The organism is Acinetobacter shaoyimingii, from assembly GCF_011578045.1.
GTDB lineage: Bacteria > Pseudomonadota > Gammaproteobacteria > Pseudomonadales > Moraxellaceae > Acinetobacter > Acinetobacter shaoyimingii.
This window is the reverse complement of record NZ_CP049801.1, coordinates 2,828,792-2,853,598: the sequence shown is the minus strand read 5'-3', so window position 1 is coordinate 2,853,598 and position 24,807 is coordinate 2,828,792. Positions and strand designations below refer to the sequence as shown.

Below are 24,807 nucleotides of genomic sequence, written 5' to 3'. Positions count from 1 at the left end.
TAATTTAACTTTGATGTGAGATATAGAGCTTTAAGCCTTTTAGCAATAAATCATTCTCGATGATCGGATGAAACTCTGTAAGATACTGAGCAAATAACGCTGCATCACCGCCAGTCAGAATCAGTTGTCGTGGCGACATTTTCATCACTTCACGAATGGTACTGAGTAATCCTAAAAAAATGCCGTGATGTACCGCGTCAATTGTGTTGCGACCTGGGGTAAGCTCCGAGAAAGCAATATCTGGAATTTTAATGCCTTTGGTGTTTTGAATCAGTGAATCACGTTGTAAATATAGATTTGGAAGAATATAACCACCTAAATGATTCATGTCTTGAGTTAAATCAATGGTCAGCGCCGTACCACAACTAATCACACATAAATCTTGATCTGGTTTTGCGACGGCAAGGACTTGCAGCCAACGGTCAATCCCCAGCTGGGTGATATTGTCATAACCACAGATCAGTCCTGCATATTCTTCATGGACTTTGGCAAAAGTCACTGGAACATCGAGCAATTTTAAAATTTTGCTCATGCGATCATTATTTTTTTTATCTTGGACCGATGAAATCCCCACGTGATCGAGCTTTTGCGCTCTAAAGTGCTGGATTAGACCCAACAATAGATCTGCAGGGGATTGCAGATGTAATTCTGCTTCATGTTCAATCACATGACCATTTTCCGTGATCCAATATTTTAGGCGAGTATTTCCAATATCGAGCCAAAGTCTTTTCATACTTTTTTCCAAGGCATATCATCAGTAAAATGTGCAAACAGGGTTTAGGCCTTTAAACGTAATCGACCTTGATAAAATGAATTTAACCCTTGTTCAGTCTGAATGTGAATACAACCATCATCTGAGATACCTTTAAAAATTCCATGAACAGTCTGATCAATTTGTTCAAATTCGATGGCTTGATTTAGAAAAGCTGCGTAATGATTGAAACGTGCAGCCAGATTATAACTGCCATGTTCAAACCATTGTGCGGCTTGTTGTATCGCTAAATATAGCTCGCTGATGATTTGAATCCGATTGGGATAATTTAGCCCCAGTTGCATCAAAGAGGTTGCCATTTGTTCAATTCGTTCATCTTTGGGTACGGGCATGAGGTTGATTCCAATACCGACCACAGCCTGATGGGGATCAATCGGCTCAACCAGAATTCCACCCCATTTGCCTTGTGGGCTATAGAGGTCATTCGGCCATTTGATCTGTAAATCTAAAAGCCCTTTTAAACTTGGAATTTGCAAGATATTGAGGGCGGTTTCAAGAGCAATACGACCATCTAAAGGAGTGCGTGTATGAATGAGCGTACTTAAGTAAATATTGCCTTCTGGAGAGACCCATTCACGCTGATGTTGCCCACGACCATGGGTTTGCATTTCACTACAAACTAAAATACTCTGAACTCCTTTTTGAGCCAGTTCTCGCACTTCATCATTGGTGGATGTCGTGCTTTTCTTGAGCAAAAGAATTTCAGGGAGTTGCTGTGCATCGCTGAGCAGTTGTCGAAGATGACGAGTCTCTAAATCCATGTTGAATCTGAGAAGAGTGAATGATTTATGGAGTTAATCATATATTTAGCCATTGGTGCAATCGCTGGCTTTGCTGCAGGACTCTTTGGCGTGGGTGGTGGTCTCATTATTGTCCCTATTCTTTTTATTGTATTTACCCATATGGGCTATGACCCAAATGTCATTATGCATATGGCTTTAGGTACGTCATTAGCCACGATTATTGTCACTTCTATCAGTTCTGTCATGGCACATCATAAAAGAGGTGCAGTACTTTGGCAGGTCTTTAAAAATCTTGCACCGGGTTTAATGATTGGTTCATTTTTAGGGGCGGGTATTGCAGGTTTAATGTCAGGTGGAAATTTACAACTGGTGATTGGTGCATTTGCAATCTGGGTGGCTTATCGCATGTTTAGAAGTGCAAATGTTGTGGTCGATGAGTCTAAACATTTACCTTCAGCAGTAATGCAAGGCGTTGCAGGTACGGGTATAGGCGTTGCATCAGCCATATTTGGTATTGGTGGAGGAAGCTTGACCGTACCTTATTTAAATAAAAATGGCGTGATTATGCAAAAAGCTGTTGCAACTTCAGCCGCGTGTGGTCTGCCCATCGCTGTTGCAGGTGCAATTGGGTTTATGTTTTTTGGTACAAAAGCACAGCATCAAATTGAAAATGCCGTTGGCTATGTACACATTTATGCATTCATTGGCATTAGTGTGATGAGTTTTATCACAGCGAAACTTGGTGCAAAAGTTGCACATTTACTTTCACCTGCAATGTTGAAAAAATGTTTTGCAGCATTGTTGACGTGCGTGGGTATTTATTTTATATATCAAGGGATTCATTTTTAAAATCATATTGTTATTGTAGTATTGAGCAATTTTGTGGGGACAAAATTGACTTTAAATTTAAAAAATTGTCTAACAAAGACATAGGCATGACATAGCCTGTTCGTATAAAAACAAAGGTACGAACTTTAAAAAATGCTGTTCGTTTGAGCAAGTTCAAAATATTGAATAACAATAAAATAGGAATCAAACAATTGGATGAAGCTGATAGTCTTTCCGAACACATTGCCAAACATATTAGTGAACAAATCATTAGTGGTGATTTGGTAGAAGGAGAGCGTATACAAGAATTACGCATTGCTAAAGAACTTGATGTCAGTCGAGGGTCTGTTCGTGAAGCGTTATTATTGGTTGAGCGAACACATCTGATTGAAATTTTTCCACGCCGTGGAGCGATTGTTTCTGAGATGTCGGCTCAACAGGTTCGTGCATTATTTGATACCAGTGCCTTAATTCTTGGACAGATTGTTCAACGAATCAGTGAAACATGGCGTAACTACGAAGCGGATGCAGTACAACAGTTGTTGGGCAAATTGATTGAACATGTGAAGCAAGGAAATACTGAGAAATTTTATGATGGGGTATTTAAGTTTTTAGCACAGCAACAAGAGATGGTGAACAATCAATATCTCATGAAGTTTTATAATGAGTTATTGCCTTCGATTCGTCGCAGTTATTTTTTAACCTTAAATATATCAAGACGTGAGCTACAAGAGGCGTTAGAGCTTTTAAAATTGGTGATTGATGCAATTTTAAGCCGAAAATCACAACAAGCTACTTTATTTATGGAAGATTTTTGCCGACACTTGCGCAATCTAGTGTTAGAGTCTCTAGCACGAATGAAACAAATTGAATTAGCTTGGGCGCGGAGATCGCGTCGTTAATTAGGACACTATGCGATTAAGCAGTTTAAAACTATCTGGCTTTAAATCCTTTGCGGACAGCAGTACTTTACAATTCAAAGCAAATCGTACTGCGGTTGTGGGGCCAAACGGATGTGGTAAGTCAAATGTGATCGATGCCATTCGATGGGTCATGGGAGAGTCGAGTGCACGTCAACTTCGTGGCGGAAGCATGCAAGACGTGATCTTTACAGGCACTTCAAAACGTAAACCTGTTGGCATGGCCAGTGTCGAATTACGCTTTGAAAATACCTATGGAAAATTAGGTGGAGCTTATAACGCGTATACCGAGCTTGCCGTTCGCCGCCAAGTCACACGTGATGGAAAGTCGGAATATTTTTTAAATGGCACCAAATGTCGTCGTCGTGATATCACCGATATTTTCCTAGGGACAGGTTTAGGTCCTCGTTCTTATGCGATCATTGAGCAGGGCATGATTAACCGTTTGGTTGATGCTAAACCTGAAGAAATGCGGGTGTATATTGAAGAGGCAGCAGGGGTTTCACGTTATCAAGCGCGTCGCCGTGAAACCACACAGCATTTAGAACATACTACGCAAAATTTAAGTCGTTTAAATGACATTGCGCTCGAACTGAAATCTCAACTCAAAACTTTAAAACGCCAAGCGGAAGCAGCGATTTTATATAAAAACTTAGAAACAGAAATCCGAACCCTTAAAGTTGAAATCTTGTCATTTCAATGTGAGCAAAGTCAGCGTATACAGCAAGAATACACCGCTGAAATGACCGATTTAGGTGAGAAATTTAAGTTAGTCCGTTCGGAGTTGACCACGGTTGAGCATGATTTAACAGCCACCAGTGAGTTATTTCAGCGTCTGATTCAGCAGTCCACACCATTACAAAATGAATGGCAACAGGCTGAAAAGAAGTTAGCTGAATTGAAAATGACTTTGGAACAAAAACAGAGTTTGTTCCAACAAAACACAGAAACTTTGGCTCAACTTGAACAACAAAAAGTTCAAACCAAAGAGCGCTTACAGCTGATTGATATCCAGCTTGAAAACTTGCTCAATGAACAAGAAGCTCAAACTGAAAACTTACAGTTGAGTGAGGCGGAGTCACATCAGGGTAATCAGCAATTTACTGACTTAAAATCTCAGCAAAATCAGGCGCAGCAGCAGTTCGAACAGATCAAAGCGCAAGTTGAAAAGCAACAGCAACAAAAATTGCAGATGCAAGCGCAAAGTGAACAGCTCTGCAAAAATATTGCCCGTATTGAACAGCAAAAAGAAACCTTAAAAAATCAAACAGCACACATTCAAAACCAATTTCAGTCTGAAGATGTTGAGCAATTGGTCAATGATCAGCAACATGCTCAAACAAAGATTACGGAAATTGAACAGCAGTTGGTGCAGACGAAAGCTGACCTTGATCAGGTTCAAGAACAGATTGCACAGCAAAAGTCCCAGATTTCAACATTGAAGTCTGAAGTACAAGTGCTACTGTCTGAGCAAAAGAATCTCAATCAATTGATGGCGAAAACCAGCACCAAATCTGATGCAAAGGTCGTGCAGTTGATGCAAGTATTAAAGCTTAATGATACTGCTAAAACACATGCCAATCTGATTGAGAAATTCTTAGCCAAATGGTTGTCTGCACAGGTCATCGAGACGGATGACATATTTCAAGAAAGTGTCGCTCGTCAGATTAAAGCATCGTCTGGGTATGACAAAATACAGTTGGGGGATAATCCGTGCCTTGCAGATTGGATTGAGTCACCGAATCATTCTCTATGGTATCAAGTCGCCGTTGTCGACAATTTAAATCAGGCACTGTCGCTACAAAAGCTATTGAACGTTGGGCAATCCATTCTGAGTTTAGATGGTTATCATGTTGGATCTGACTGGGTCATTGGTCTGTTCTTTGATGAATCTAGTCAAGCTGCTCAAGGTGCACTGAGTCATAAAATCCGTTTAGAAGAAATTGAAACGGCGTTGGCAGAAGTTCAACCAAAGCTGATTGATGCAGAATCAAAACTACCTGAGTTTCAGAAAAGTTTGTCTGAGCATCAGCAAAAATTGCAAGCGCAACAATCTGCGCTGAAAGAGCAACAGCTTATTCTGCAAAAAATTGATGTGTCCATCGTCAAACAACAAACTGCTTTGCAGGCTTTTGATGTTCAAAAGCAACAATTGACTATGCAGTTGCAACAACTGGATGCGCAGCTTGAAGAAGATGCCATGCAAAAAGACGATTTAGAAATCGACATGCATGCATTGACCTTGAAACTTGAGAAAAGTTTACCTGAATATAAAACGCTGCAATTTCAGGTAGAGGAACTCAATGATCAGGTTGAAGAATTGCAACAAGCGGTTCAGCAAAAACAACAGGACTTAGAAGTCTCACGTCGTCAATCTGTTCAGAACCAACAGCAAATTGAGCTTTTAGAAAAAGATGCTTCATTTTTAAAGTCACAATATCAACAGATTGTGTCGCAAATGGAGCAGGCAAAGCAGTTCATTGACCCAATCCAGCTGGAATTACCTGCTTTACAATCGCAATTTGAAGAACAGGCACAAATCACTGCTAAACTACAAAAAACGTGGTCTGAATGGCAGGTTGAACTGAATAACATTCAAGCGAAACAACAAACGTTGACTGAATTACGTCATACGCATCAGCAAAATGATGAGACCTATCGTGGTCAGTTGGAAGAAAAACGTCTGGCATGGCAAGTGGCAAAATCGGATTTGCAACATTATTCAGAACAGCTCAAAGAATTGAATAGTGACATTTTGTCGAATGTTCAAATTGATTTAAAGTCACATCAGACTAAACTGGAAAAAGCGCAGCACAGTTTCGAAAAGATTGGTGCCGTGAATTTGGCAGCATCTGAAGAATATGAAGAAGTGTCAGCTCGTTATGAAGAACTGAGCCATCAGATTGAAGATTTGGAAAAAACAGTCGGTCAATTGAAAGATGCAATGAAAAGTATCGATCAAGAAACCAAAAAATTGTTTATGACCACATTTGATCAGGTCAATGCTGAATTACAAAACCTGTTTCCAAAAGTTTTTAATGGTGGTGAAGCAACCTTAAGTTTGGAAGATGACTGGCAGTCTGGCGTAAAACTCATGGCGCGACCACCGGGTAAACGTAATAGTTCATTAGCATTATTATCGGGTGGAGAAAAGGCTTTAACAGCACTGGCTTTAGTGTTTGCAATTTTCAGACTCAATCCTGCGCCATTTTGTGTACTGGATGAAGTTGATGCGCCACTCGACGATGCCAATGTCGGAAGATTTTGTAATTTAGTAAAAGAGCTTTCTGAACAGGTTCAATTCATTTACATTACGCATAATAAGGTCGCAATGACGATGGCAACTGATTTATTAGGCGTAACGATGCCTGAACCAGGTACATCGAAAATGGTTACTGTAAATATAGAAGAAGCAAAAGAGTACGGCCTAGCCGCGGAGTCATAATATGGAAGTCACCACAATCATTGGAATTGTTGTTGCAATTATTATCTGTCTGTTTGGATTGCGGATGATGCTGCGAAAACCGAATGATGCTGCACCATCATTAGACTCAGAATTGCATATTAATTCAGAGAGTCAGCAACCTGTGATTCCTCGACATGTGCGTGATCAATTGCAAACTGAAAATGTTGAAAGCACAGCACCCGTTTCGCAAGGCCGTATTGAACCTAGTCTGAGTGATCTTGAGTCTGAACCTTCTGTTACTACAACCGATGTGTCTAAAGAAGAATTGACCAAGTCACATGAAACAGCAGCGACAGCGGTTGTTTCAGAAGCAACTGAATCCGATGTTCCAGTTAAACCTGTGGCTGAACAGGCTACAGAGATTAAAGATGAAAGTTCTGAGGCTCAAATTCAACAAGCAGATGTTCATTCTGACGAGGTCAAAAAAGCGGATCCTGAGTTCACATTAAATCCAAATGTTGAAGCTGCGAAAATCGAAGAATTTACTGAAGAAAGTAATATTTTAGATTTACATCTTCATGAGCAACAACGTTTTGACGATGAAAGTGCACTTGCTAATGCTGAATACATCATTAGCTTAAACATGTATCCAAACCCGCGGAAAGCATTGTCTGGTGATAAAACTTTAAAAGTACTTCTGAAATATGGCTTACGTTTCGGTGAAATGAACTGTTTCCACCGCTATGAAAGTCCAGACCAAGAAAGTCCACTCATGTTCTCTGTGCTTCGAATTACAGATCAAGGTCCTGCTGGTTTTGATTTGGAAACCTTATCTGTAGAACAGGTGCAAGGTTTGGCATTTTTCTTGGCATTGCCTCATCAAAATGTACAAAAAGGCTATGACAGTATGGTGAGTATTGCAGGTCTCATTGCACGGGAAACAGATGGTACTGTGTATGATGAAAATAATCTTGAATTTACGCCACAGTTAAAAGAACACTGGCGACATAAAGCCATCGATTATCGTTCAAACCAAGCGGTTTAAATTTATTGCTGGTGCATAAATCGATTTGAACAAAATTGATTTATACTGATGCAAATTGAAATTTTGGGCGGAATTTTCCGCCCTTTTATATGGTGAAATCATTTATGGATCAAACTGCTGTGGTTGCGCAAATGCGTCAACTGATTCAACTGCTGGCTCAACATAATCATGCGTATTATGTGATGGATCAACCCACGATTGAAGACAGCGAATATGATCAGTTGTTTCATCAGCTAAAGGCTTTAGAACAACAATATCCTGACCTTGTCCAAGCCGATACCCCGACCAATAAAGTCGGTGGAAAAGCTTTATCTAAATTTGAAACTCTGACGCATAAAGTACCTATGTTGTCACTGGGCAATGTATTTAATAAAGAAGATTTATTCGATTTTGCACGCCGTGTAGAAGAACGTTTACCCAATCAAAAGATTCAATATGATGTTGAACTCAAGTTCGATGGTCTAGCGATTTCACTGTGGTATGAACATGGCGTTCTCGTTCGTGGTGTGACACGTGGTGATGGTGAAACGGGTGAAGTGATTACCCAAAATGTCAAAACCATCCGAAATTTGCCAAAAGTATTGTCATCAAGTCAAGGTCCAGTGCCTGAGCTTTTAGAGGTTCGTGGTGAAGTCCTGATGCCAAAAGCGGGCTTCGAAAAACTAAATGCTGAAAATGAAGCCAAGGGTGAAAAAACATTTGCCAATCCGCGTAATGCGGCAGCAGGTAGTTTACGTCAGCTTGATCCAAAAATTGCAGCATCACGTCCACTAGCATTCTATGCGTATGGTATTGCACAGTGTGAGCCACATCATGGGCAAACCACCATGTCAGGTAGTTTGGAATGGTTGACGCAGTTTGGTTTTGCTGTAGGTGAACGCCATTTTGTTTGTGACAGTATTGACGATGTGCAAAAAGCCTATGAAGAAATTAATGCAGAGCGTCCAGATTTAAGCGTTGAAATTGATGGCATGGTCATTAAAGTTGACGATCTCAAACAGCAAAAACAGTTGGGTTTTTTGAGCCGTGAACCACGTTGGGCAACAGCATATAAATTTCCTGCAGTGGCAGCACTTACGACTGTCGATAACATCGATTGGCAAGTCGGACGTACAGGAACATTAACCCCTGTAGCACGTTTAAATCCTGTTGCTGTTGGTGGTGTGACTGTTTCCAATGTGACTTTACATAATATTGGTGAAATCCATCGTTTAGATGTCCGCATTGGCGACACGGTGAGTGTTTATCGTAGCGGAGATGTGATTCCTAAGGTTGAAAAAGTTTGGCCTGAATTTCGCCCTGTGGATAGCGTCGAAGTTCATCTGCCAGAAAACTGTCCAGTATGTGATTCACCAGTGGTTATGCCTGAAGGTGAAGCATTGGCACGTTGCTCAGGCGGTTTATATTGCGCTGCACAACGTATTGAAGCAATTCGCCATTTTGTTTCTCGTAAAGCCATGGATATTGAAGGCTTAGGTGATCGTTGGGCTGAGTCTTTATTGCACTTAGATTTGCTCAAAGATGTGGCTGATATTTATCATTTGCATGAGCATCGTGAAAAATTACTGACCATTGAAAAGATGGGTGAGAAATCTGTTCAGAACCTGATTGATTCCATTGAAAACAGTAAGAAAACAACGCTTGCATCCTTTATTTATGCCTTAGGAATTCGTGGTGTAGGTGAAACCACAGCTCGTATGCTTGCCAATACTTTCCAGACGTTAGAGGCGTTACGTAACGCAGACCTTGAAGCATTGAAGAAAACCCCAGATGTGGGTGATATTACTGCTGAATGGATTTTGGATTTCTTCCAAGCACCGCATAATTTGGAAGTGTTGGATCGTCTACTTGCTGCTGGTATTCATTGGGATGCACCAATTGCACCTACACGTCAGCCTTTAAATGGTGAAAGTTGGGTGGTGACAGGCACTTTAAGTTCTATGGGGCGTGATGAAGCAACTCAAATGTTGCAAGCGTTGGGTGCACGTGTGAGTGGCAGTGTCTCTAGTAAAACCAAATGTTTAGTGGCAGGTGAAAAAGCAGGCTCTAAACTTGATAAAGCTGAGAAGTTAGGTGTTCCAATATTAAATGAACAAGAGTTTTTGGCTTTGATGGCTGAATATGGGCAGACCATCTAAGTATTGAAAAGTAATGAATTGTAAGGGTATAGTAATTATGCCTTTACAATCTAATTTCAAAAGTGAAAATATTTAAAAGAATAACGATAATCACCTTGTTGATGTTACCAATAATTCCTGTTTATGCACAAACAGAATGTGAAAACCCTCGTATTTTAAAAGAGCTCGAAGAAGAAATCAGTCGATCCGTTGAAAAAAGTTTAGATCGTTATTTTTATTATCGTCAAAAACTTTCTAATCCTTATTTCGCTGAATATATACATGAAGAGAAGGAAAAGTTAGAGGATATGGCTCGATCACAAAAATATAGCCCAGAAGAATTTAATCAAATATTAAAGGAAAGGATTAAGAATATTTATAAGGATGCTAATAGTGAGTTTATCAATATTGTAAAACAACAAGAAGTTGAAGAAGATGATTCGACATATCAATATAATCAAGTCTTTGAAAAGTTATTAGAACCATACATTGATTATCAATTAAGTAAAAAACAAAAAGCAATGATGAGAGAATTTGACGGGGCAGAAAATGCTATTTTTACTTCTTATTTTAAATTTGACCCAAATGATGAAAAGTTGCTGAATGATATTGTTCATCGAAATTTCAATGTTAAATTTTTGGAGATAAAGCAATTAAACACATCAAATAGTGAAAGTGTTCATTGTCAAATGACTTTAAATTTTAATAAAAATAAACAAGTTGACTTTAAGTATTCATTATTTTTTTCGACAACTCATAAAAACTTGCAATTATCTCCGATAGAGTTTTACGTTAATAACCGCCATGGAGATTTTAATAATTTTGGGCAGAATTTGATTGAAAATTTTTAAGGTAAAATTTGACTATAATTGTATAAAAGCCCGAATCTCGGGCTTTTATTTTATGACAATTAACCACGCTTTTTCACAATGCCATCATCAATCAACTGCTGGAAATGCTCGACTAAACTGGTTTCGACATCACGGTAATTTATACCCAATTCTTTAATACTTTTTTGAGCATTAAAATGCAGAGGATATCCTACATTCAACTCAACATATTTACGTGAATGACCAATAAACGGTGCAACAATTTTCACTAAAAATTTAGGTGTATTCATTCGTGGAAAAGGGTACTTTTTACCAAAATGACGAGTGAGTACTTTGCCCATTTCGAGTAAGGTCAGAGATTTAGAGCTAATAATATAACGACCTTTGGCATTTGGTAATAAGGCTGCTTTTAAATGTGCATCAGCCACATCTCGAACATCGACCAGAGCACTCCAAATTTTAGGTACACCAAAACGTGTTACACCACTACCAAATTGTTGAAGCACTTCAACACTGCCTGATTTAGTCATCGGTGTCAGTGATGGACCAACCACAAGGGCTGGGTTGACACAGACCAAGTCCCAGCGTGATTGTGCAATTTGCATTTCCCAAGCTTTACGCTCGGCTGCAACTTTTGAATAATAATAAGGTTGATGCTTTGCTGAACTGCTGGTATTCCAATAGCTTTCATCCAACGTATTGTTCGGAACTTTTAAAGCATCAATGGCATCGCCGTAAGTAGATGCAATACTCGATGTCACCACAACGCGTTTCACTGTAGACGTACGGTTGACACTATTTAAAACATTCTCTGTGCCTTTAATGGCTGGGTCAATAAGCTCTTTGATCGGATCTTTAAAATTGGTGACTAAAAAAGGTGAGGCCATATGAATGACAATTTCACAGCCTTGCATAGCTTCATCAAAAGCATTTTTATTGAGTAAATCGGCTTGAAAAAGTCTTAATTTTCCAGAATTTTTTTCAGCGATGTCTTGTAAGTGTTGAAAGCTCTTGGTTTTGTTTAAGTCTCGCACGGTTGCATGTACAGTAAGGCCTTGCTCTAATAATTGACGAATAACCCAACCCGCAATATACCCCGTTGCCCCAGTGACTAAAATTGGATGTTCAGTTGTTTTGTTCATAGTGCTTTTATCATTTCCCTGTATATTTTTATGATAAATAGAAATTGCCTCAGTGTCTTTGTAAAGCGCTTTAAAAATGGATTGAAATGTAACTTGATTAAACCAAAAAGGACTATTTACAAAAAATAAAACTTCAAAAAAGATGCTTAAAATTTATCCGAGAATATTTTCATAATTTTTAAGATATTCTTTTATATGTATAAATTTTAGACATACGAGTGTAAATGCGTATGCTTCTCATTTTTATTTTATAAAAATCATAAACTTACACAATATAAATTTTGCAATAGCATGACCTTTTGTCCATAATATTAAACAAAGTAATGGAGATTTTGAAATGCGTGGCAATCCAGAAGTTGTAGATTATCTGAATATGTTGATCGGTGGTGAACTGGCTGCTCGTGATCAATATCTTATTCACTCTCGTATGTATGAAGATTGGGGCTTAAGCAAAATCTTTGAACGTATTGACCATGAAATGCAAGAAGAAGCTTCCCATGCAGATGCATTGATTCGCCGTGTTTTGTTCCTTGAAGGGACACCGAATATGAATCGTGATGATATTGAAGTAGGTGAAGATGTTGTTGCTTGCTTAAAAGCCGATTTAAAACTTGAATATCATGTGCGTGAAAAATTGGCTCAAGGTGTAAAACTTTGCGAAGAGAAAGGTGATTTTGTTAGCCGTGATATGCTTCGCCAACAAATGAATGATACCGAAGAAGACCATACCTATTGGTTAGAAAAACAATTGCGTTTGATCGAATTGATTGGTCTGCAAAATTATATTCAATCACAAATGTAATTGATCTATTGATTATAAAAGCCCGATTGAATCGGGCTTTTTTATGTCTTGTATTTCGTATGCTTTATTTTGATGACTGTGGTTTTGAAGCAAGTGACTTTGAACCAAGTGATTTTGAATATTTCAGAACATCAGCCAGAACCTGATTAGCATGTGTTTGCGTATCTACACTGCTGTAGTGGTAAATAATATGACCTTGTGGGTCGATGAGAAAAGTTTCCCGTTTGGCTATTTTTGCGATACCTAAATTACGCACTACACCCATCTGATTAGCAAGTTGATGATTTTGATCTGCCAAAATTGGAAAAGGTAGCGCTAATTTTTCCGAAAATTTCTGATGAGATGCGACATCATCCAAACTCACGCCTAACACCACGGCATTATTTTTTATAAATTGCGGATATAGCGCTTTAAATTGATTGGCTTCTTGGGTGCATCCAGGGGAGTTATCTTTGGGATAAAAATAGAGCACCACCCATTTGCCTGCGTATTGTTTTAATTCATGCCACTTACCAGATTGATCTTGAAGTTTAAAGGCTGGAGCAGGTTTACCAACCCATTGCTTTTGCTCGGATGTGGCGGCTGAAAATAATGATTTTTCAGAATGGCTGATTGGGGAGAAAGCCAAAACTGGAATGCAACAGAATAAGCTGATACTGAATCGAATGTTCATCTCTTTTACTTCTTATTGGTCAAGGTGCTTATTGATCTTAACAAAATTTAAAATGTGAGTTATAGGCATTTATGGTGATTTTTAAGTGATCAAACTAAGATAAAAAGGTTTTATCAACACTGAGAATAAAAATGGATATTGGTGCGGTACTTATTGAACTGAAAGAAAATCGCTTGGATGATGTTGCTGTGTGGCAAGCTGAAATCAATGCCAGGAAACAAGAAGCAATTGAAACTTTAAAAGCTGAACGAGTGTTCATTGAATCATGGTTCCAATTGAAACTTGAAGGGAAAGATTATTTGATTGCGTATATGCGCGCTGATGATATTCACTATGCACAACAAGTGGGGAAAAGTAGTCAATTTCCAATTGATCAGATTCATAAAGCTTTTAAACAAAATTGGGCAAGAGTAATCCCTGCACAAATTCTGGTTGATCTTGAAAATACTGATTAGAAAAATACAACGCATTCAGAGGGTTTGTAATACTCGAATCTTCAATTTTATACAGCATGATTGGCGATAAGTCGCTTTTATCTGTTGTTATTTTGATTGATTTTCACAATGCCATTCTGCTTAAGGGTTTATATACTTCCATATGAGATAAAAGAATGAATAGTGATTAGATCATTGATAATAAATGGAGTTGCAGGGATGCACAGTATTTTACTTATTACGGGTTGGGGTTTAGGAACAAAACCATTAGAAGCGCTCAAACAATCATTACAAGCTCAAGGCTATCAAGTTGAGCTGATGAATATTTTTAATGCCTTTGATCAAGTTGAATTAGATGCCAAGATCAAAATTGCGCAAAAGTTTGACGTCATTGCAGGTTGGTCCTTGGGTGGGCAATTGGCCAGTGTGCTTGCTGAACAAATCTATAAAAAGACTGCAAAAGCGAAAGTATTAATTACTTTAGCTTCAAATCCTTGCTTTATAGCAAAAGAATGTTGGCCGATTGGAATGCAATATTCTGCGTTTCAAAGTTTTAAAAGTTCTTTTCAACAAGATGCGTTAACCACCTTAAAACGGTTTTCCTATTTAGTGACTCAAGGCAGCAAAAATGCCAAACAAGATTGGCAATACTTACAAAATTCGGTTAATGATGAAGATAAAACAATCAAGATTCAAGGTTTAGAATTGTTGGAAAATTTAAATTCTGTGAGTATTTTAGAAAGTTATCAAGGGCCTCAATATCATGTGTTGGCTGAAGATGATGGTTTAGTTGCTTACAAAGTTGCTGATTATTTGCGTAAAATACCTGCAAAGTTTATTAAAATTGATAGTGTTATAGGTTCACATGGTTTTCCACTATTTAATATTCATGAAACAACTAACAAAATTTTAGGGTATTTAAAAACAACATTAAAAAAATAGTGAATATTGTCTAATCAGGCAATTTAATTTGTTGAGCATAATCGCTATGATCGAAAAATGAGGAAATTTGAACAATAAGCAAACAGTGGATGGCAGATATAGATGAAACAAAGCAATGGTAACAAAGGATGAGTGATCGTTTTGATCAGGAGCATCTATGGCATCCTTATACTTCAATGCTCAAGCCACTGCCGACATTTAAGGTTAAGCGTGCTTATGGTGCAATCATTGAATTGGATGATGGGCGCCAACTGATTGATGGTATGTCTTCATGGTGGTGCGCCATTCATGGTTATAACCATCCTGAACTCAACCAAGCTGTGCAAAAACAGCTTGAACAAATGTCACACATTATGTTTGGTGGTTTCACTCATGATCCTGCCATTGAACTGGGCAAGCTATTACTCAAAATTACTCCGCCGAGCCTAGATAAAATTTTCTACGCAGATTCAGGCTCCGTTGCGGTTGAGGTCGCTTTGAAAATGGCAGTGCAGTATTGGTCTGCACAAGGCAAGACTCAGAAGACCAATTTTATAACACCACGTTCGGGCTACCATGGGGATACGTGGAATGCCATGTCGGTTTGCGACCCTGTAACAGGTATGCACCAGATTTTTGGCACAAGCTTGCCCAATCGTATTTTTGTCGAAGCGCCGCAAGTGGGGTTTTATGAAGATTGGAATCAACATGATATTCATGATTTAGCACAGCATTTAGCACAGCACCATCAATCTATAGCAGCCCTTATTTTAGAGCCGATTGTACAAGGTGCAGGGGGTATGCATTTTTATCATCCTGAATATTTACGACAAGCTAAACAACTTTGTGAAAAATACCAGATTCTTTTGATTTTCGATGAAATCGCTACAGGCTTTGGGCGTACGGGTAAGCTCTTTGCTTGGGAACATGCACAGGTTGAACCTGACATTATGTGTATTGGTAAAGCACTGACAGGTGGATATATGACTTTATCTGCCACGCTGACCACACAAAAAGTTGCAGAAACCATTAGTCAGGGCGAAGCGAGCGTATTTATGCATGGTCCAACCTTTATGGCGAATCCTTTGGCCTGTGCTGTGGCATTAAAAAGTACTCAATTACTATTAGCTCAAGATTGGCAAAGTAATATTCAACGCATCCAACAGCAATTGAAACAACATCTCACACCATTAGCCTCACTTTCTTATGTTCAGGATGTGCGGGTATTGGGGGCAATCGGGGTGGTTGAACTGACTTTTAATGTCGATATGAAAAGCCTGCAAGCCGAATTTGTTAAACGTGGAATCTGGGTACGTCCATTTGGCAAATTGGTATACCTGATGCCACCTTATGTCATTTCTTCTGAACAACTTGAAAGCTTGCTTATTCAATTGGTCGGTGTTGTTCAGTCGATGGATCGGGAGGTAGCATGAGTTTACTCGATCATTATGCCGATCAGCTCGATTCACTCAAGCATCAGGGACAACTCAGGCAGTTTACATCTGCTCAGCAAGACGGACGATGGATCATGGTAAATGATCATCAAATGCTGAATTTATCCAGTAATGATTATCTGGGACTAGCACAGAATACGCAGTTGGTTGAAGAATTTTTTGATCTTATGCCTACATCCGCAAAACGGATGAGTTCATCATCTTCACGCTTATTAACTGGAAATTTTGCTGAATATGAAGCGTTGGAACAGGCGCTGAGTGATGCCTTTTTAGGTCGTGCAGCGTTGCTATTTAACAGTGGTTATCACATGAATATTGGCATTTTGCCCGCGCTGTGTGATGTACGAACCTTGATTCTGTCCGATAAGTTAATTCATGCCAGTATGATTGATGGTATTCGACTATCAAAAGCGCAATATTATCGATATCGACATAATGATTTAACGCATTTAGAACAGTTGTTGAGTCAATATCATGGTGATGACAAATTTGATCGCATTATTGTGGTGACTGAATCCATTTTTAGTATGGATGGAGATGAAACCGATCTCAAAGCCTTGGTTGCAATAAAATCACGCTATACCAAAGTGATGCTCTATGTCGATGAAGCACATGCTATTGGCGTTCGTGGTGAACGAGGTTTAGGGTGTGCAGAACAATATGCTGTCATTGCGCAGATTGATTTTTTGGTCGGTACTTTTGGTAAGGCTTTGGCTTCAGTCGGGGGCTATCTAATTTGTGATCCGATTATTCGTACTTTTTTGATCAATCACATGCGACCGTTGATTTTTAGTACAGCGCAACCCCCAATAAATATGGCATGGACCCAATTTATTTTTTCTAAGATGCAGGATTTAAATGCACAACGTTTACAGCTCAAACAGTTGAGCCAGCAAATCCAAACAGATATTCGTGACTTAGGTTATGCATGTCCATCGAGTAGTCATATCGTGCCGATTATTATCGGTGAAGCGCAAGCGACTATAGATAAAGCCAAGCAATTGCAACAAGCAGGATTTTATATCATGCCTGTGCGACCTCCGACGGTACCCAAGGGTGGCTCAAGATTAAGAGTATGTTTGAATACAACAGTAGATCAGCAAGATGTGATCAATCTGTTAAAGCATTTGGCGCATTCGTCTTTTAAGTCTTAAGCCGGTAACGCTATGCGGTAGGATGCTTAAGCATTGAAAACTGACCAGTAAAAAAAGATAGAAGGACATTGGGTGAATTTAAACATGATGGATGATATTGAACTCATTAAACCGCTTATCGCACAACGTTTTGAAAAAGCACATTTAAACTATAATGAACATGCGCTGATTCAGAAAAAAGTAGCGAATGAACTGATGCAACTGATTCAGCAGTATTTGGATCGAGAACAGGTCAACCGAGCATTTGAAATTGGCTGTGGTTCTGGAAATTTAAGTCATTTATTCATACAAAAATATCCCATTCAAACACTGGTCTTAAATGATCTTTATGACAATGTTAAGCAACATTTTAGTGGTGTCGATGGGCTTGAATGGCAGATTGGTGATGTCGATTATATCGAGTTTCCGTCATCTTTAGATCTGGTGATGTCCAATGCAGCATTACAATGGGTTAATGATTTAGATGGGGTTGTTTCAAAAGCCAAGTATGCCTTGAATCATCAAGGTTTATTTTGTTTTTCCACTTTTGGAAAGCGTAATTTAAAAGAAATTAAAACATTAACAGGTCGAGGTTTAGTTTATCTTCAACTGGAAGAGATTCGAGCTAAATTACTGAAACAAGGTTTTGAAATTTTACATTTATCCGAATGTACAGAGCAATTGCACTTTATTCATCCAAAGCAGGTGTTAACGCATTTACAAGCCACAGGCGTGACGGCAACATCACAGGATAAATTCCGTTGGACCAAAGACACTTTGGAAGATTTTTATACAGGTTATCGGCGTTTTATCACCACAGATGAACACGAAAATATTGTATATCCTTTAAGTTATCATCCTATTTATGTGGTTGCGAGACGAGGTGCTTAGTGGGACAGGTTTATTTTGTTAGTGGTATTGATACGGCTATTGGTAAAACGTATGCAACGGGCTATTTGGCAAAATTATGGTGTACCCAAGGTCGGAAAGTCATCACACAAAAACTGATTCAAACAGGCAATACCGATATTTCGGAAGATATTGAAAAACACCGTGAAATGATGGGTGAGGGTTGGTTTGAAGAGGATAATCGCAAACTTACAATGCCGGAAATATTTTCATATCCTGCATCTCCGCATTTGGCAGCTCAAATTGATGGTCGAGATATTGATTTTGAAAAAATAAAAATAGCAACCCAGCAACTTGCTGATTCTTACGAAGTCGTGTTGCTCGAAGGAGCTGGTGGTTTGATGGTGCCATTGACCACAACAAAACTGACAATTGATTATTTGGAAGAGCAGCGCTATCCCGTTATATTGGTGAGTTCAGGGCGCTTAGGGAGTATTAATCATACTTTATTAAGTTTGGAAGCGATTGCTCGACGTGGATTAGATGTATTTGCGTTGGCATATAACTTAAATGACGAATCACAAGACCTAATCATTTCTAAAGATACGGCAGTATATTTAAAAGGCTATTTGGCTCAATATTTTCCAAAAGCACAGTGGATTGATATTCCAAAGATTGCATTATTTAAATAGCCAAATAAGCGGATAAATCACAAAATGCATGAGATTGGTCATTACTACGGCGAAGATAAATACTATAATCATTCCAAAGGAATGCATGCTAATAATTGCTGCAAACAAGAAGAAAATGACTGCAATAATTGATGAGATGAAATAGCTTAAGTAGGGATGTTTTTTAAACCATTCAATGTGAAATACACATAAATAGACACAAAGGAATACAGCATAATAAAAGCTTAATAAAATGACACTTTCTAAAGGATATTTAAATACATAATGATCAGGATCCATCGGTCTTGGGTTTGGTGTATTTGCATAATAGGCGAGTAGTAGTGTGACCAGCAACCAAACACAAATTAAGAATGCCTTGGATTGGATGACATTTGTTATTTTAAAAGCAATATTTTTCATTGTTTTTATGTCTTTAAATTAAATTATTTCGATAACGCTTTATTATAAAGGGTAGAGCTAAAAAATGTGCTAAACAGGTGATCATCATCACCAAGATGAAGGCACCCCAAAAACTTGATGCATGCATAGCACCTAAAAATGAATAAAACGTTATAAGTACGGGGATAATACTGGCGAGTATAAAACTCGCATAAGGATGATTATGACTACATCTCAGCAAAAATAATGGAATATAGTTAATTATCACCAAAAAATATAATCCACAGCAAAACAATACACCAGATAAAGGATATTCATATTCTTCTTGTAATACGCCTCTAGATTCTAAGTAACCTGAGATGAATTGTGCTTCATAAGCAATGTAACAACATGCCAATAGATATATAAGAAACAGAGATATGAGTGCACTATAATTTTTTTTCATTATATAAATTTTAATTATAAAAAAGCCACTATAAAAATAGTGGCTTTTTGATTCAAGTTTTAATTAAGAAATTAAAACTTTTTGAATCCTTTATTTATGCCAAACGGTTTACGTTGACCAAATTTGTTTTCACCACGACCTTGCTGTTCAAATGAGTTACCATTTGGCTCATTACGACGCTCAAAGCGGTTACCACTGTTTTGATTCGGACGTTCTTGACGGTTGTTAAAACGGTTGTCACTACGACCTTGCTCAAATTGAGGTTGGCGATTGTCACGACGAAAATCATCAGCTTGACCTTGACCTTGACCTTCACCTTCGTCACGACGTTGCTGACGTAAATAGCCACCACGGCGAGCAGCTAAAGGTTTTTCTTGCATACGTTCGTTACGGCGTTTTGCCATACCAAACAGCCCTGTGCCTTGACGAGGCTTTAACTCAACCGCTTTGGCTAAGTTATCAATATCATTTTTGTCCAATTCTACCCAACGACCTGTACGTAATTCACGAGGAAGAATAACCGTACCGTAACGCGTACGAAGCAAACGACTTACTTTTAAGCCTTGAGATTCGAAGATACGACGTACTTCACGGTTACGTCCCTCTTTAACAACAACTTGATACCAGCGGTTAATCCCTTCACCACCAATTTCTGAGAATGACTCAAATTTAGCTGGTCCATCATCTAAAACAACACCATTCAACATGTTGTTTTTCAATTGTGGAGTCACTTCACCCATCACACGAACCGCATATTCACGTTCGATTTCATTGGATGGATGCATAAGACGGTTTGCCAATTCACCATCGTTGGTGAACATCAGTAAGCCTGTAGAGTTAATGTCGAGACGACCCACCATCACCCAACGATCACCTGGAATAGAAGGAAGTTGATCGAAAACAGTTGGGCGGTTTTCAGGGTCGCTACGAGAACAGATTTCACCTTCAGGTTTGTAATAGATAATTACACGGCGACGGATTTCATCCTCAACTTGGAACTGAACTTTACGACCATCGATGCGAAGCTCATCGGTTGGTTCAATGCGTTCACCCACTTGAGCAATTTGACCGTTGACACTAACACGACCAGCAGCAATGACTTCTTCCATATAACGGCGAGAACCCAAGCCAACTCGTGCTAATACCTTTTGCAATTTTTCACTCATAACAGCATAACCTTAGAAATAATCATCAACAGTGCACCTATTTAGGACTTGGGCGTTTGAACGTCCAAAGCCATAAAAGCTTCCTTGGCATCCTGTAGGGGAGGCAGTTGACTTAGCGACGCTAAACCAAATGCATTCAAAAATTGTGGCGTTGTAACCAACAACGCAGGTCTTCCTGGAAGTTCACGAAACCCCGATTCTTTAATCCAGTTCCACTCGAATAACGTTCTAAGTAACTGACTGTTATTCGTGACTCCACGTATTTGCTCAATATCAGCTCGGGTTACGGGCTGATGATAAGCGATCACTGCCAATGTTTCTAACAGTGATGGTGATAATTTGGTTGGGCGTTCTGGCCAAGTTTGTACAATCACATTACGATATTTTGCACGGACTTGAAAACGAAAACCTTGAGCTGTTTCAGTCAGCTCAATTGAACGACCATGTTGTAGCATTGACAGTTGTTGTAAAAACGTACGCAACTGTTGTTTGCTATATTTGTCTTGAAACGCTTCTTTTAAGCGAGCAATAGATACAGGTGCTTCGCTGGCAAAAATAATCGCTTCAATTTGCATCAAAAGTTCATGATGTAATTCATCAACATTAAATGCGCTACTTTGATCTATGCTCACGCATGTATCCCCTGAATCGCGAGTGGCGCTTCAATACCCGTTGCCACAATTTCAATCTTTTGTTGGCGTGTTAGTTCAAGAATCGCCATAAACGTCACCACTAAGCCCATGCGGCCTTGGCTTGGTTTGAGCAAATCCTCAAACTTGAGTACTTCACCTGAATGAACCATATGCTCAATATAAGCAATACGCTCTTCAAGTAAAACAGGTTCTTGCAAAATTTGATGCGTAACGACTTCTGGTCGGTTAAAAATACAGAATAATGCATCACGAAGCATATCTGCTTCATAACCTTCATAAACAGTAGACGTTTGTCCAAGTGCGACATTGGTTGAGAAAGTATCTCTGTCTAATATCGGCATTTGTCCTAAACGTTCTGCGGCTTGTTTAATACGTAAATAGGTTTCTAAACGATCAATCAGTTCTTGTTTTGGATCTGCTTCAAGTTGAACAGATTTCGGTTTCGGTAACAGTAAACGAGATTTTAAATCAGCGAGCAAAGCAGCCATCACCATATAATCGGCAGTGAGCTCAATATTGAGTGATTTCATGCTGTCGATATAAGACAAATATTGTGTCGCTATAGGTGCAATATCAAGCTTTAATAAATCAAATCCATTTTTTTGAATCAGATAAATTAAAAAATCGAGTGGTCCTTCGAAATGATCAAGGAGAATTTCGAATGCTGCAGGCGGTATATACAAATCTTCAGGAATCGTATCTTGCCACTCATCTAATACGCGGATGTTGGGTAGAATTTCTGAAGAATGTTGAAGTGCTTGAGTCATTACAGTTATTAGCCACGCGAATTTTCAAAAGCATGTCGGGCGATTCTGCGAATCACTCATCGAAAATTCAAACTAGATAGTGATTCGGATTGCATATTAATAGCCCTTACATTCTAAAGGAAAAACGTTTGTGAATAAATTGCAAAAACTGTTTTTCTGCTAAAAAACTGAAAATAAATAAATGGCTTTTTTTACTTAATCCAATAACTAAAATATTTTTGAACAAAATATATCGCCACATGAGGGTTTTTCACGTGTTAATCTGAGGAATTCGTAGAACAATTTTATGCTACTCGTCCTGAAATAAAATTAAAAATCATTTGATTTTGGAATTATAAAATGAGCACTCAAAAATCTTCACAGTTTCAACTTGAAAGTGAAAAAAATCGATTTGGACAAGAAGTTGGAATGCGGGTTGCTGTGACAGAGGAGTGTCCTTTTAAAACGGAAGATCTGCGAGGAAGAACAGTTAAGCTGATCAATATCGCTCAAGGTCAAATTACAGCATCTCAGATTGAGCAATTATGGAGCACAGTTTGCTCTGAACCCAATGAACAATGTTGGACCTATTTACCCTATGATGGATTTGCATCAAAACAAGATTTGGCTGATGCATTGAAATCACAGTTTGGTTTTGCAGGTTCTATTCATTATTTGATTGAAGTGGACTCAAACATTGTGGGGTGGGTGGCTTTGCTGAATATTCGCCCCAATCACCGAGTACTTGAGATTGGGAATGTGTATTTTTCACATAGTATGAAACAAAGCACAGCAGCGACTGAAACCATTTATTTATTGTTGAAAGAATCCATACAACAGAATTTTCGACGCATTGAATGGAAATGTGATGATTTCAATCAACCGTCTAAACAAGCTGCATTACGTTTTGGCTTTCAACATGAAGGGGTGTTTCGCCAAGACCGTATCAATAAAGGGCGTAATCGAAATACGGCTTGGTTTTCGATTGTGGATCAAGAATGGTTGCAGTTGAATCTTGCCTATGAGGCTTGGCTAAATGTTGATAATTTTGACCAGCACGGTCGGCAAAAGATTCGACTGCAAGATTTTATGGTGCTTTATGGTTAAGCTTTTATTGAAATAACGTTATTCAAAGGCACTCACATCACCGACACCATGACGCACAATCACAGGATTGATACCAGATAAATCCACAATACTGGTGGTTGTGAGTGTCCCTAATCCACTATCTACAAAAACATCAATTCGTTTTTCCAGTTGTTGCTCAATATCGTAAGGATCATCTAAAGGTTCAGTTTGGCCGGGTAGGATTAACGTACTGGTCAGCAATGGTTCGCCTAACTCTCTTAACAACATTTGGCAGACAGGATTACTTGGGACACGTAACCCAATGGTTTTTTTCTTTGGATGCATGAGTCGGCGAGGGACTTCACTGGTGGCTTGTAGAATATAAGTTGTTACCGCAGGCGTATTGGCTTTTAAAAGTCGATAGGTTGCATTGTCGACTTTGGCATAAGTTGCAATATCCGATAAATCCGCACAAATAATGGCGTATTGGTGTTTTGGACCTAAGTCACGAATTTGAGCAATACGTTCCATTGCATTTTTATTCCCAATTTGACAACCAATGGCGTACGCCGCATCGGTCGGGTAGACCACCACATCACCTGCTCGGATACGCTCCACCGCTTGGCTGATAAGTCGAGGCTGAGGGTTATCAGGATGTATTCTTAAATGCAGCATGTTTATTCTCCTGAAATGTATTGTGATTATTGTCATTTAAAATGCGATACAGCAACGATGTCTATATTGCGTCTTTGATCAACTCAAAGTTAATTCTTGATGTTTGAATTATGACTTGAGTTTATAAGCGCTGACAATATGTATGTGGTGTATCTGTAGATTAAAAGTGAATCACTGGATTCAAAAACTTTAATGATTCAGTTCATTTGATTAATCAAGCATTTCTCTTTTAAATTCATGAAGCTCTAAAGCTTTTCCATCGCGACAGCAATAGCAAATGCATTGAATAAAATGTTGCGCATCACGTGGTAATTTTGCTTCACCAGAAAAATACTTTTGAACTTGAGCGTATACATTGTTTTTAAAGGATGTACCATCACCACCTTCGCCAGTCAAGTTATCTAAAGACACACGAAATTTGCGCCCAAAAGCGGTCGCAAAGAGCCATTCTATGGCCTGTGGTTTAATTTCAACTTGTTCAAAAAGCGCTTGTTGCTCTGCTGTACGGCCATCTGGCGCATACCAATAGCCTAAGTCAGGTAATAGTCGACGTTGTTCACCTGCAATACTCCAATGACTAATTTCATGCAGTGCGCTGTTAAAAAAGCCATGGGCAAACTGAATACGAGCGGAACTTGTTGATGTTGCAGGGAAATATTCGGGTTGAAAATCACCTTTCACCAAAGTCACATTTAGGTGGGAAAACCAGTGATTAAAGTGTAAGATGAGCCAGTCTACCTGTAGCGCTTCTGTTTGCAGATTCACCCAAGGTGCGAGTTGCACGCTGTTTAAGTGATCAGTAAAATTTGAAGGCGTAGGAGCGTTTAACTGTAATGAAGTTGTGACTTCAGGTTGCGGCTGCAACTGATGCATGACTTGTATTACCCAAATGATCTGTCTAAATAAGTACAAAAT

General features: G+C 38.8%; 23 protein-coding genes and 1 pseudogene. 14 read left to right on the top strand and 10 right to left on the bottom strand.

Annotated features, from left to right (window positions below; all coding sequences use genetic code 11):
- Positions 1–4 precede the first annotated feature (4 nt).
- On the bottom strand, positions 5–733 hold the full coding sequence (locus tag G8E00_RS12865) for a type III pantothenate kinase (protein WP_166225165.1): 729 nt from the start codon (positions 731–733) through the stop codon (positions 5–7).
- A gap of 44 nt (positions 734–777) precedes the next feature.
- The gene (locus tag G8E00_RS12860) at positions 778–1,533 is read right to left on the bottom strand and encodes a biotin--[acetyl-CoA-carboxylase] ligase (RefSeq protein WP_166010097.1); all 756 of its coding nucleotides are present in this window, start codon (positions 1,531–1,533) and stop codon (positions 778–780) included.
- Positions 1,534–1,560: 27 nt separating this feature from the next.
- Between G8E00_RS12860 and G8E00_RS12855 the strand changes: the two genes are divergently transcribed.
- From G8E00_RS12855 to G8E00_RS12830, 6 genes are all read left to right on the top strand, one after another.
- Positions 1,561–2,364 carry a sulfite exporter TauE/SafE family protein gene (locus G8E00_RS12855; protein ID WP_166225162.1) on the top strand — a complete coding sequence of 268 codons (804 nt, stop codon included), beginning with the start codon at positions 1,561–1,563 and terminating at the stop codon, positions 2,362–2,364.
- A gap of 191 nt (positions 2,365–2,555) precedes the next feature.
- Positions 2,556–3,245: a GntR family transcriptional regulator gene (locus G8E00_RS12850; protein ID WP_166010101.1), complete on the top strand. Its 690-nt coding sequence runs from the start codon at positions 2,556–2,558 to the stop codon at positions 3,243–3,245.
- Between the two features lie 10 nt (positions 3,246–3,255).
- Positions 3,256–6,708: a chromosome segregation protein SMC gene (smc, locus tag G8E00_RS12845; protein ID WP_166225159.1), complete on the top strand. Its 3,453-nt coding sequence runs from the start codon at positions 3,256–3,258 to the stop codon at positions 6,706–6,708.
- 1 nt (position 6,709) lies between these two features.
- On the top strand, positions 6,710–7,714 hold the full coding sequence (locus G8E00_RS12840; protein ID WP_166225156.1) for a cell division protein ZipA C-terminal FtsZ-binding domain-containing protein: 1,005 nt from the start codon (positions 6,710–6,712) through the stop codon (positions 7,712–7,714).
- A 104-nt stretch (positions 7,715–7,818) separates the two neighbouring features.
- A complete protein-coding gene (gene ligA / locus G8E00_RS12835) occupies positions 7,819–9,852 on the top strand; it encodes an NAD-dependent DNA ligase LigA (RefSeq protein WP_166225153.1) in 2,034 nt (677 codons plus the stop codon).
- Positions 9,853–9,947: 95 nt separating this feature from the next.
- Positions 9,948–10,682, top strand: coding sequence for a hypothetical protein (locus tag G8E00_RS12830; protein ID WP_166010109.1), 735 nt, complete (start codon positions 9,948–9,950; stop codon positions 10,680–10,682).
- A gap of 59 nt (positions 10,683–10,741) precedes the next feature.
- On the opposite strand, the gene G8E00_RS12825 is transcribed toward G8E00_RS12830, so the two are convergent.
- Entirely contained in the window at positions 10,742–11,803 is a 1,062-nt protein-coding gene (locus G8E00_RS12825) for an SDR family oxidoreductase (protein ID WP_166225150.1), read from the bottom strand.
- Positions 11,804–12,140: 337 nt separating this feature from the next.
- Here G8E00_RS12825 and ftn point away from each other — a divergent pair, with 337 nt between their 5' ends.
- Positions 12,141–12,605, top strand: coding sequence for a heteropolymeric bacterioferritin subunit Ftn (ftn, locus tag G8E00_RS12820; protein WP_166010113.1), 465 nt, complete (start codon positions 12,141–12,143; stop codon positions 12,603–12,605).
- A 64-nt stretch (positions 12,606–12,669) separates the two neighbouring features.
- Here ftn and G8E00_RS12815 read toward each other — a convergent pair whose 3' ends face one another.
- Positions 12,670–13,278 carry a peroxiredoxin gene (locus G8E00_RS12815; protein WP_166225147.1) on the bottom strand — a complete coding sequence of 203 codons (609 nt, stop codon included), beginning with the start codon at positions 13,276–13,278 and terminating at the stop codon, positions 12,670–12,672.
- Between the two features lie 131 nt (positions 13,279–13,409).
- Between G8E00_RS12815 and G8E00_RS12810 the strand changes: the two genes are divergently transcribed.
- The 6 genes from G8E00_RS12810 (at position 13,410) to bioD (ending at position 18,761) form a co-directional block, all read left to right on the top strand.
- On the top strand, positions 13,410–13,733 hold the full coding sequence (locus G8E00_RS12810; RefSeq protein ID WP_166225143.1) for a DUF6176 family protein: 324 nt from the start codon (positions 13,410–13,412) through the stop codon (positions 13,731–13,733).
- Positions 13,734–13,931: 198 nt separating this feature from the next.
- The gene (locus G8E00_RS12805; RefSeq protein ID WP_166225140.1) at positions 13,932–14,654 is read left to right on the top strand and encodes an alpha/beta hydrolase family protein; all 723 of its coding nucleotides are present in this window, start codon (positions 13,932–13,934) and stop codon (positions 14,652–14,654) included.
- Between the two features lie 128 nt (positions 14,655–14,782).
- Entirely contained in the window at positions 14,783–16,066 is a 1,284-nt protein-coding gene (bioA, locus tag G8E00_RS12800; RefSeq protein WP_166225137.1) for an adenosylmethionine--8-amino-7-oxononanoate transaminase, read from the top strand.
- Positions 16,063–17,241: an 8-amino-7-oxononanoate synthase gene (locus G8E00_RS12795; RefSeq protein ID WP_166225134.1), complete on the top strand. Its 1,179-nt coding sequence runs from the start codon at positions 16,063–16,065 to the stop codon at positions 17,239–17,241. Before bioA ends, G8E00_RS12795 begins: the two co-directional genes overlap by 4 nt.
- Before the next feature lie 87 nt (positions 17,242–17,328).
- Positions 17,329–18,111 carry a malonyl-ACP O-methyltransferase BioC gene (gene bioC / locus G8E00_RS12790; protein ID WP_166226548.1) on the top strand — a complete coding sequence of 261 codons (783 nt, stop codon included), beginning with the start codon at positions 17,329–17,331 and terminating at the stop codon, positions 18,109–18,111.
- Entirely contained in the window at positions 18,111–18,761 is a 651-nt protein-coding gene (gene bioD / locus G8E00_RS12785) for a dethiobiotin synthase (RefSeq protein ID WP_166225131.1), read from the top strand. The genes bioC and bioD overlap by 1 nt, the downstream gene beginning before the upstream one ends.
- On the opposite strand, the gene G8E00_RS12780 is transcribed toward bioD, so the two are convergent.
- The 4 genes and pseudogenes from G8E00_RS12780 to G8E00_RS12765 all read right to left on the bottom strand — a co-directional run bounded on the left by G8E00_RS12780 (position 18,750) and on the right by G8E00_RS12765 (position 22,170).
- Positions 18,750–19,160, bottom strand: a complete 411-nt coding sequence (locus G8E00_RS12780; RefSeq protein ID WP_166225128.1) for a hypothetical protein — start codon at positions 19,158–19,160, stop codon at positions 18,750–18,752. The two genes, bioD and G8E00_RS12780, sit on opposite strands and share 12 nt — an antisense overlap.
- Before the next feature lie 741 nt (positions 19,161–19,901).
- A pseudogene (gene rluB, locus G8E00_RS12775) lies at positions 19,902–20,750 on the bottom strand (23S rRNA pseudouridine(2605) synthase RluB); the annotation flags it as partial.
- Between the two features lie 41 nt (positions 20,751–20,791).
- A complete protein-coding gene (gene scpB, locus G8E00_RS12770; protein ID WP_166010509.1) occupies positions 20,792–21,325 on the bottom strand; it encodes an SMC-Scp complex subunit ScpB in 534 nt (177 codons plus the stop codon).
- A gap of 53 nt (positions 21,326–21,378) precedes the next feature.
- Entirely contained in the window at positions 21,379–22,170 is a 792-nt protein-coding gene (locus tag G8E00_RS12765; protein WP_166010128.1) for a segregation and condensation protein A, read from the bottom strand.
- Positions 22,171–22,509: 339 nt separating this feature from the next.
- Between G8E00_RS12765 and G8E00_RS12760 the strand changes: the two genes are divergently transcribed.
- The gene (locus G8E00_RS12760; RefSeq protein WP_166225122.1) at positions 22,510–23,256 is read left to right on the top strand and encodes a GNAT family N-acetyltransferase; all 747 of its coding nucleotides are present in this window, start codon (positions 22,510–22,512) and stop codon (positions 23,254–23,256) included.
- Positions 23,257–23,274: 18 nt separating this feature from the next.
- Here the strand turns inward: G8E00_RS12760 and G8E00_RS12755 are convergent, their stop codons facing one another.
- Entirely contained in the window at positions 23,275–23,892 is a 618-nt protein-coding gene (locus tag G8E00_RS12755; protein WP_166010132.1) for an L-threonylcarbamoyladenylate synthase, read from the bottom strand.
- Positions 23,893–24,102: 210 nt separating this feature from the next.
- Positions 24,103–24,765, bottom strand: coding sequence for an elongation factor P hydroxylase (locus G8E00_RS12750; protein WP_166225119.1), 663 nt, complete (start codon positions 24,763–24,765; stop codon positions 24,103–24,105).
- Positions 24,766–24,807 lie beyond the last annotated feature (42 nt).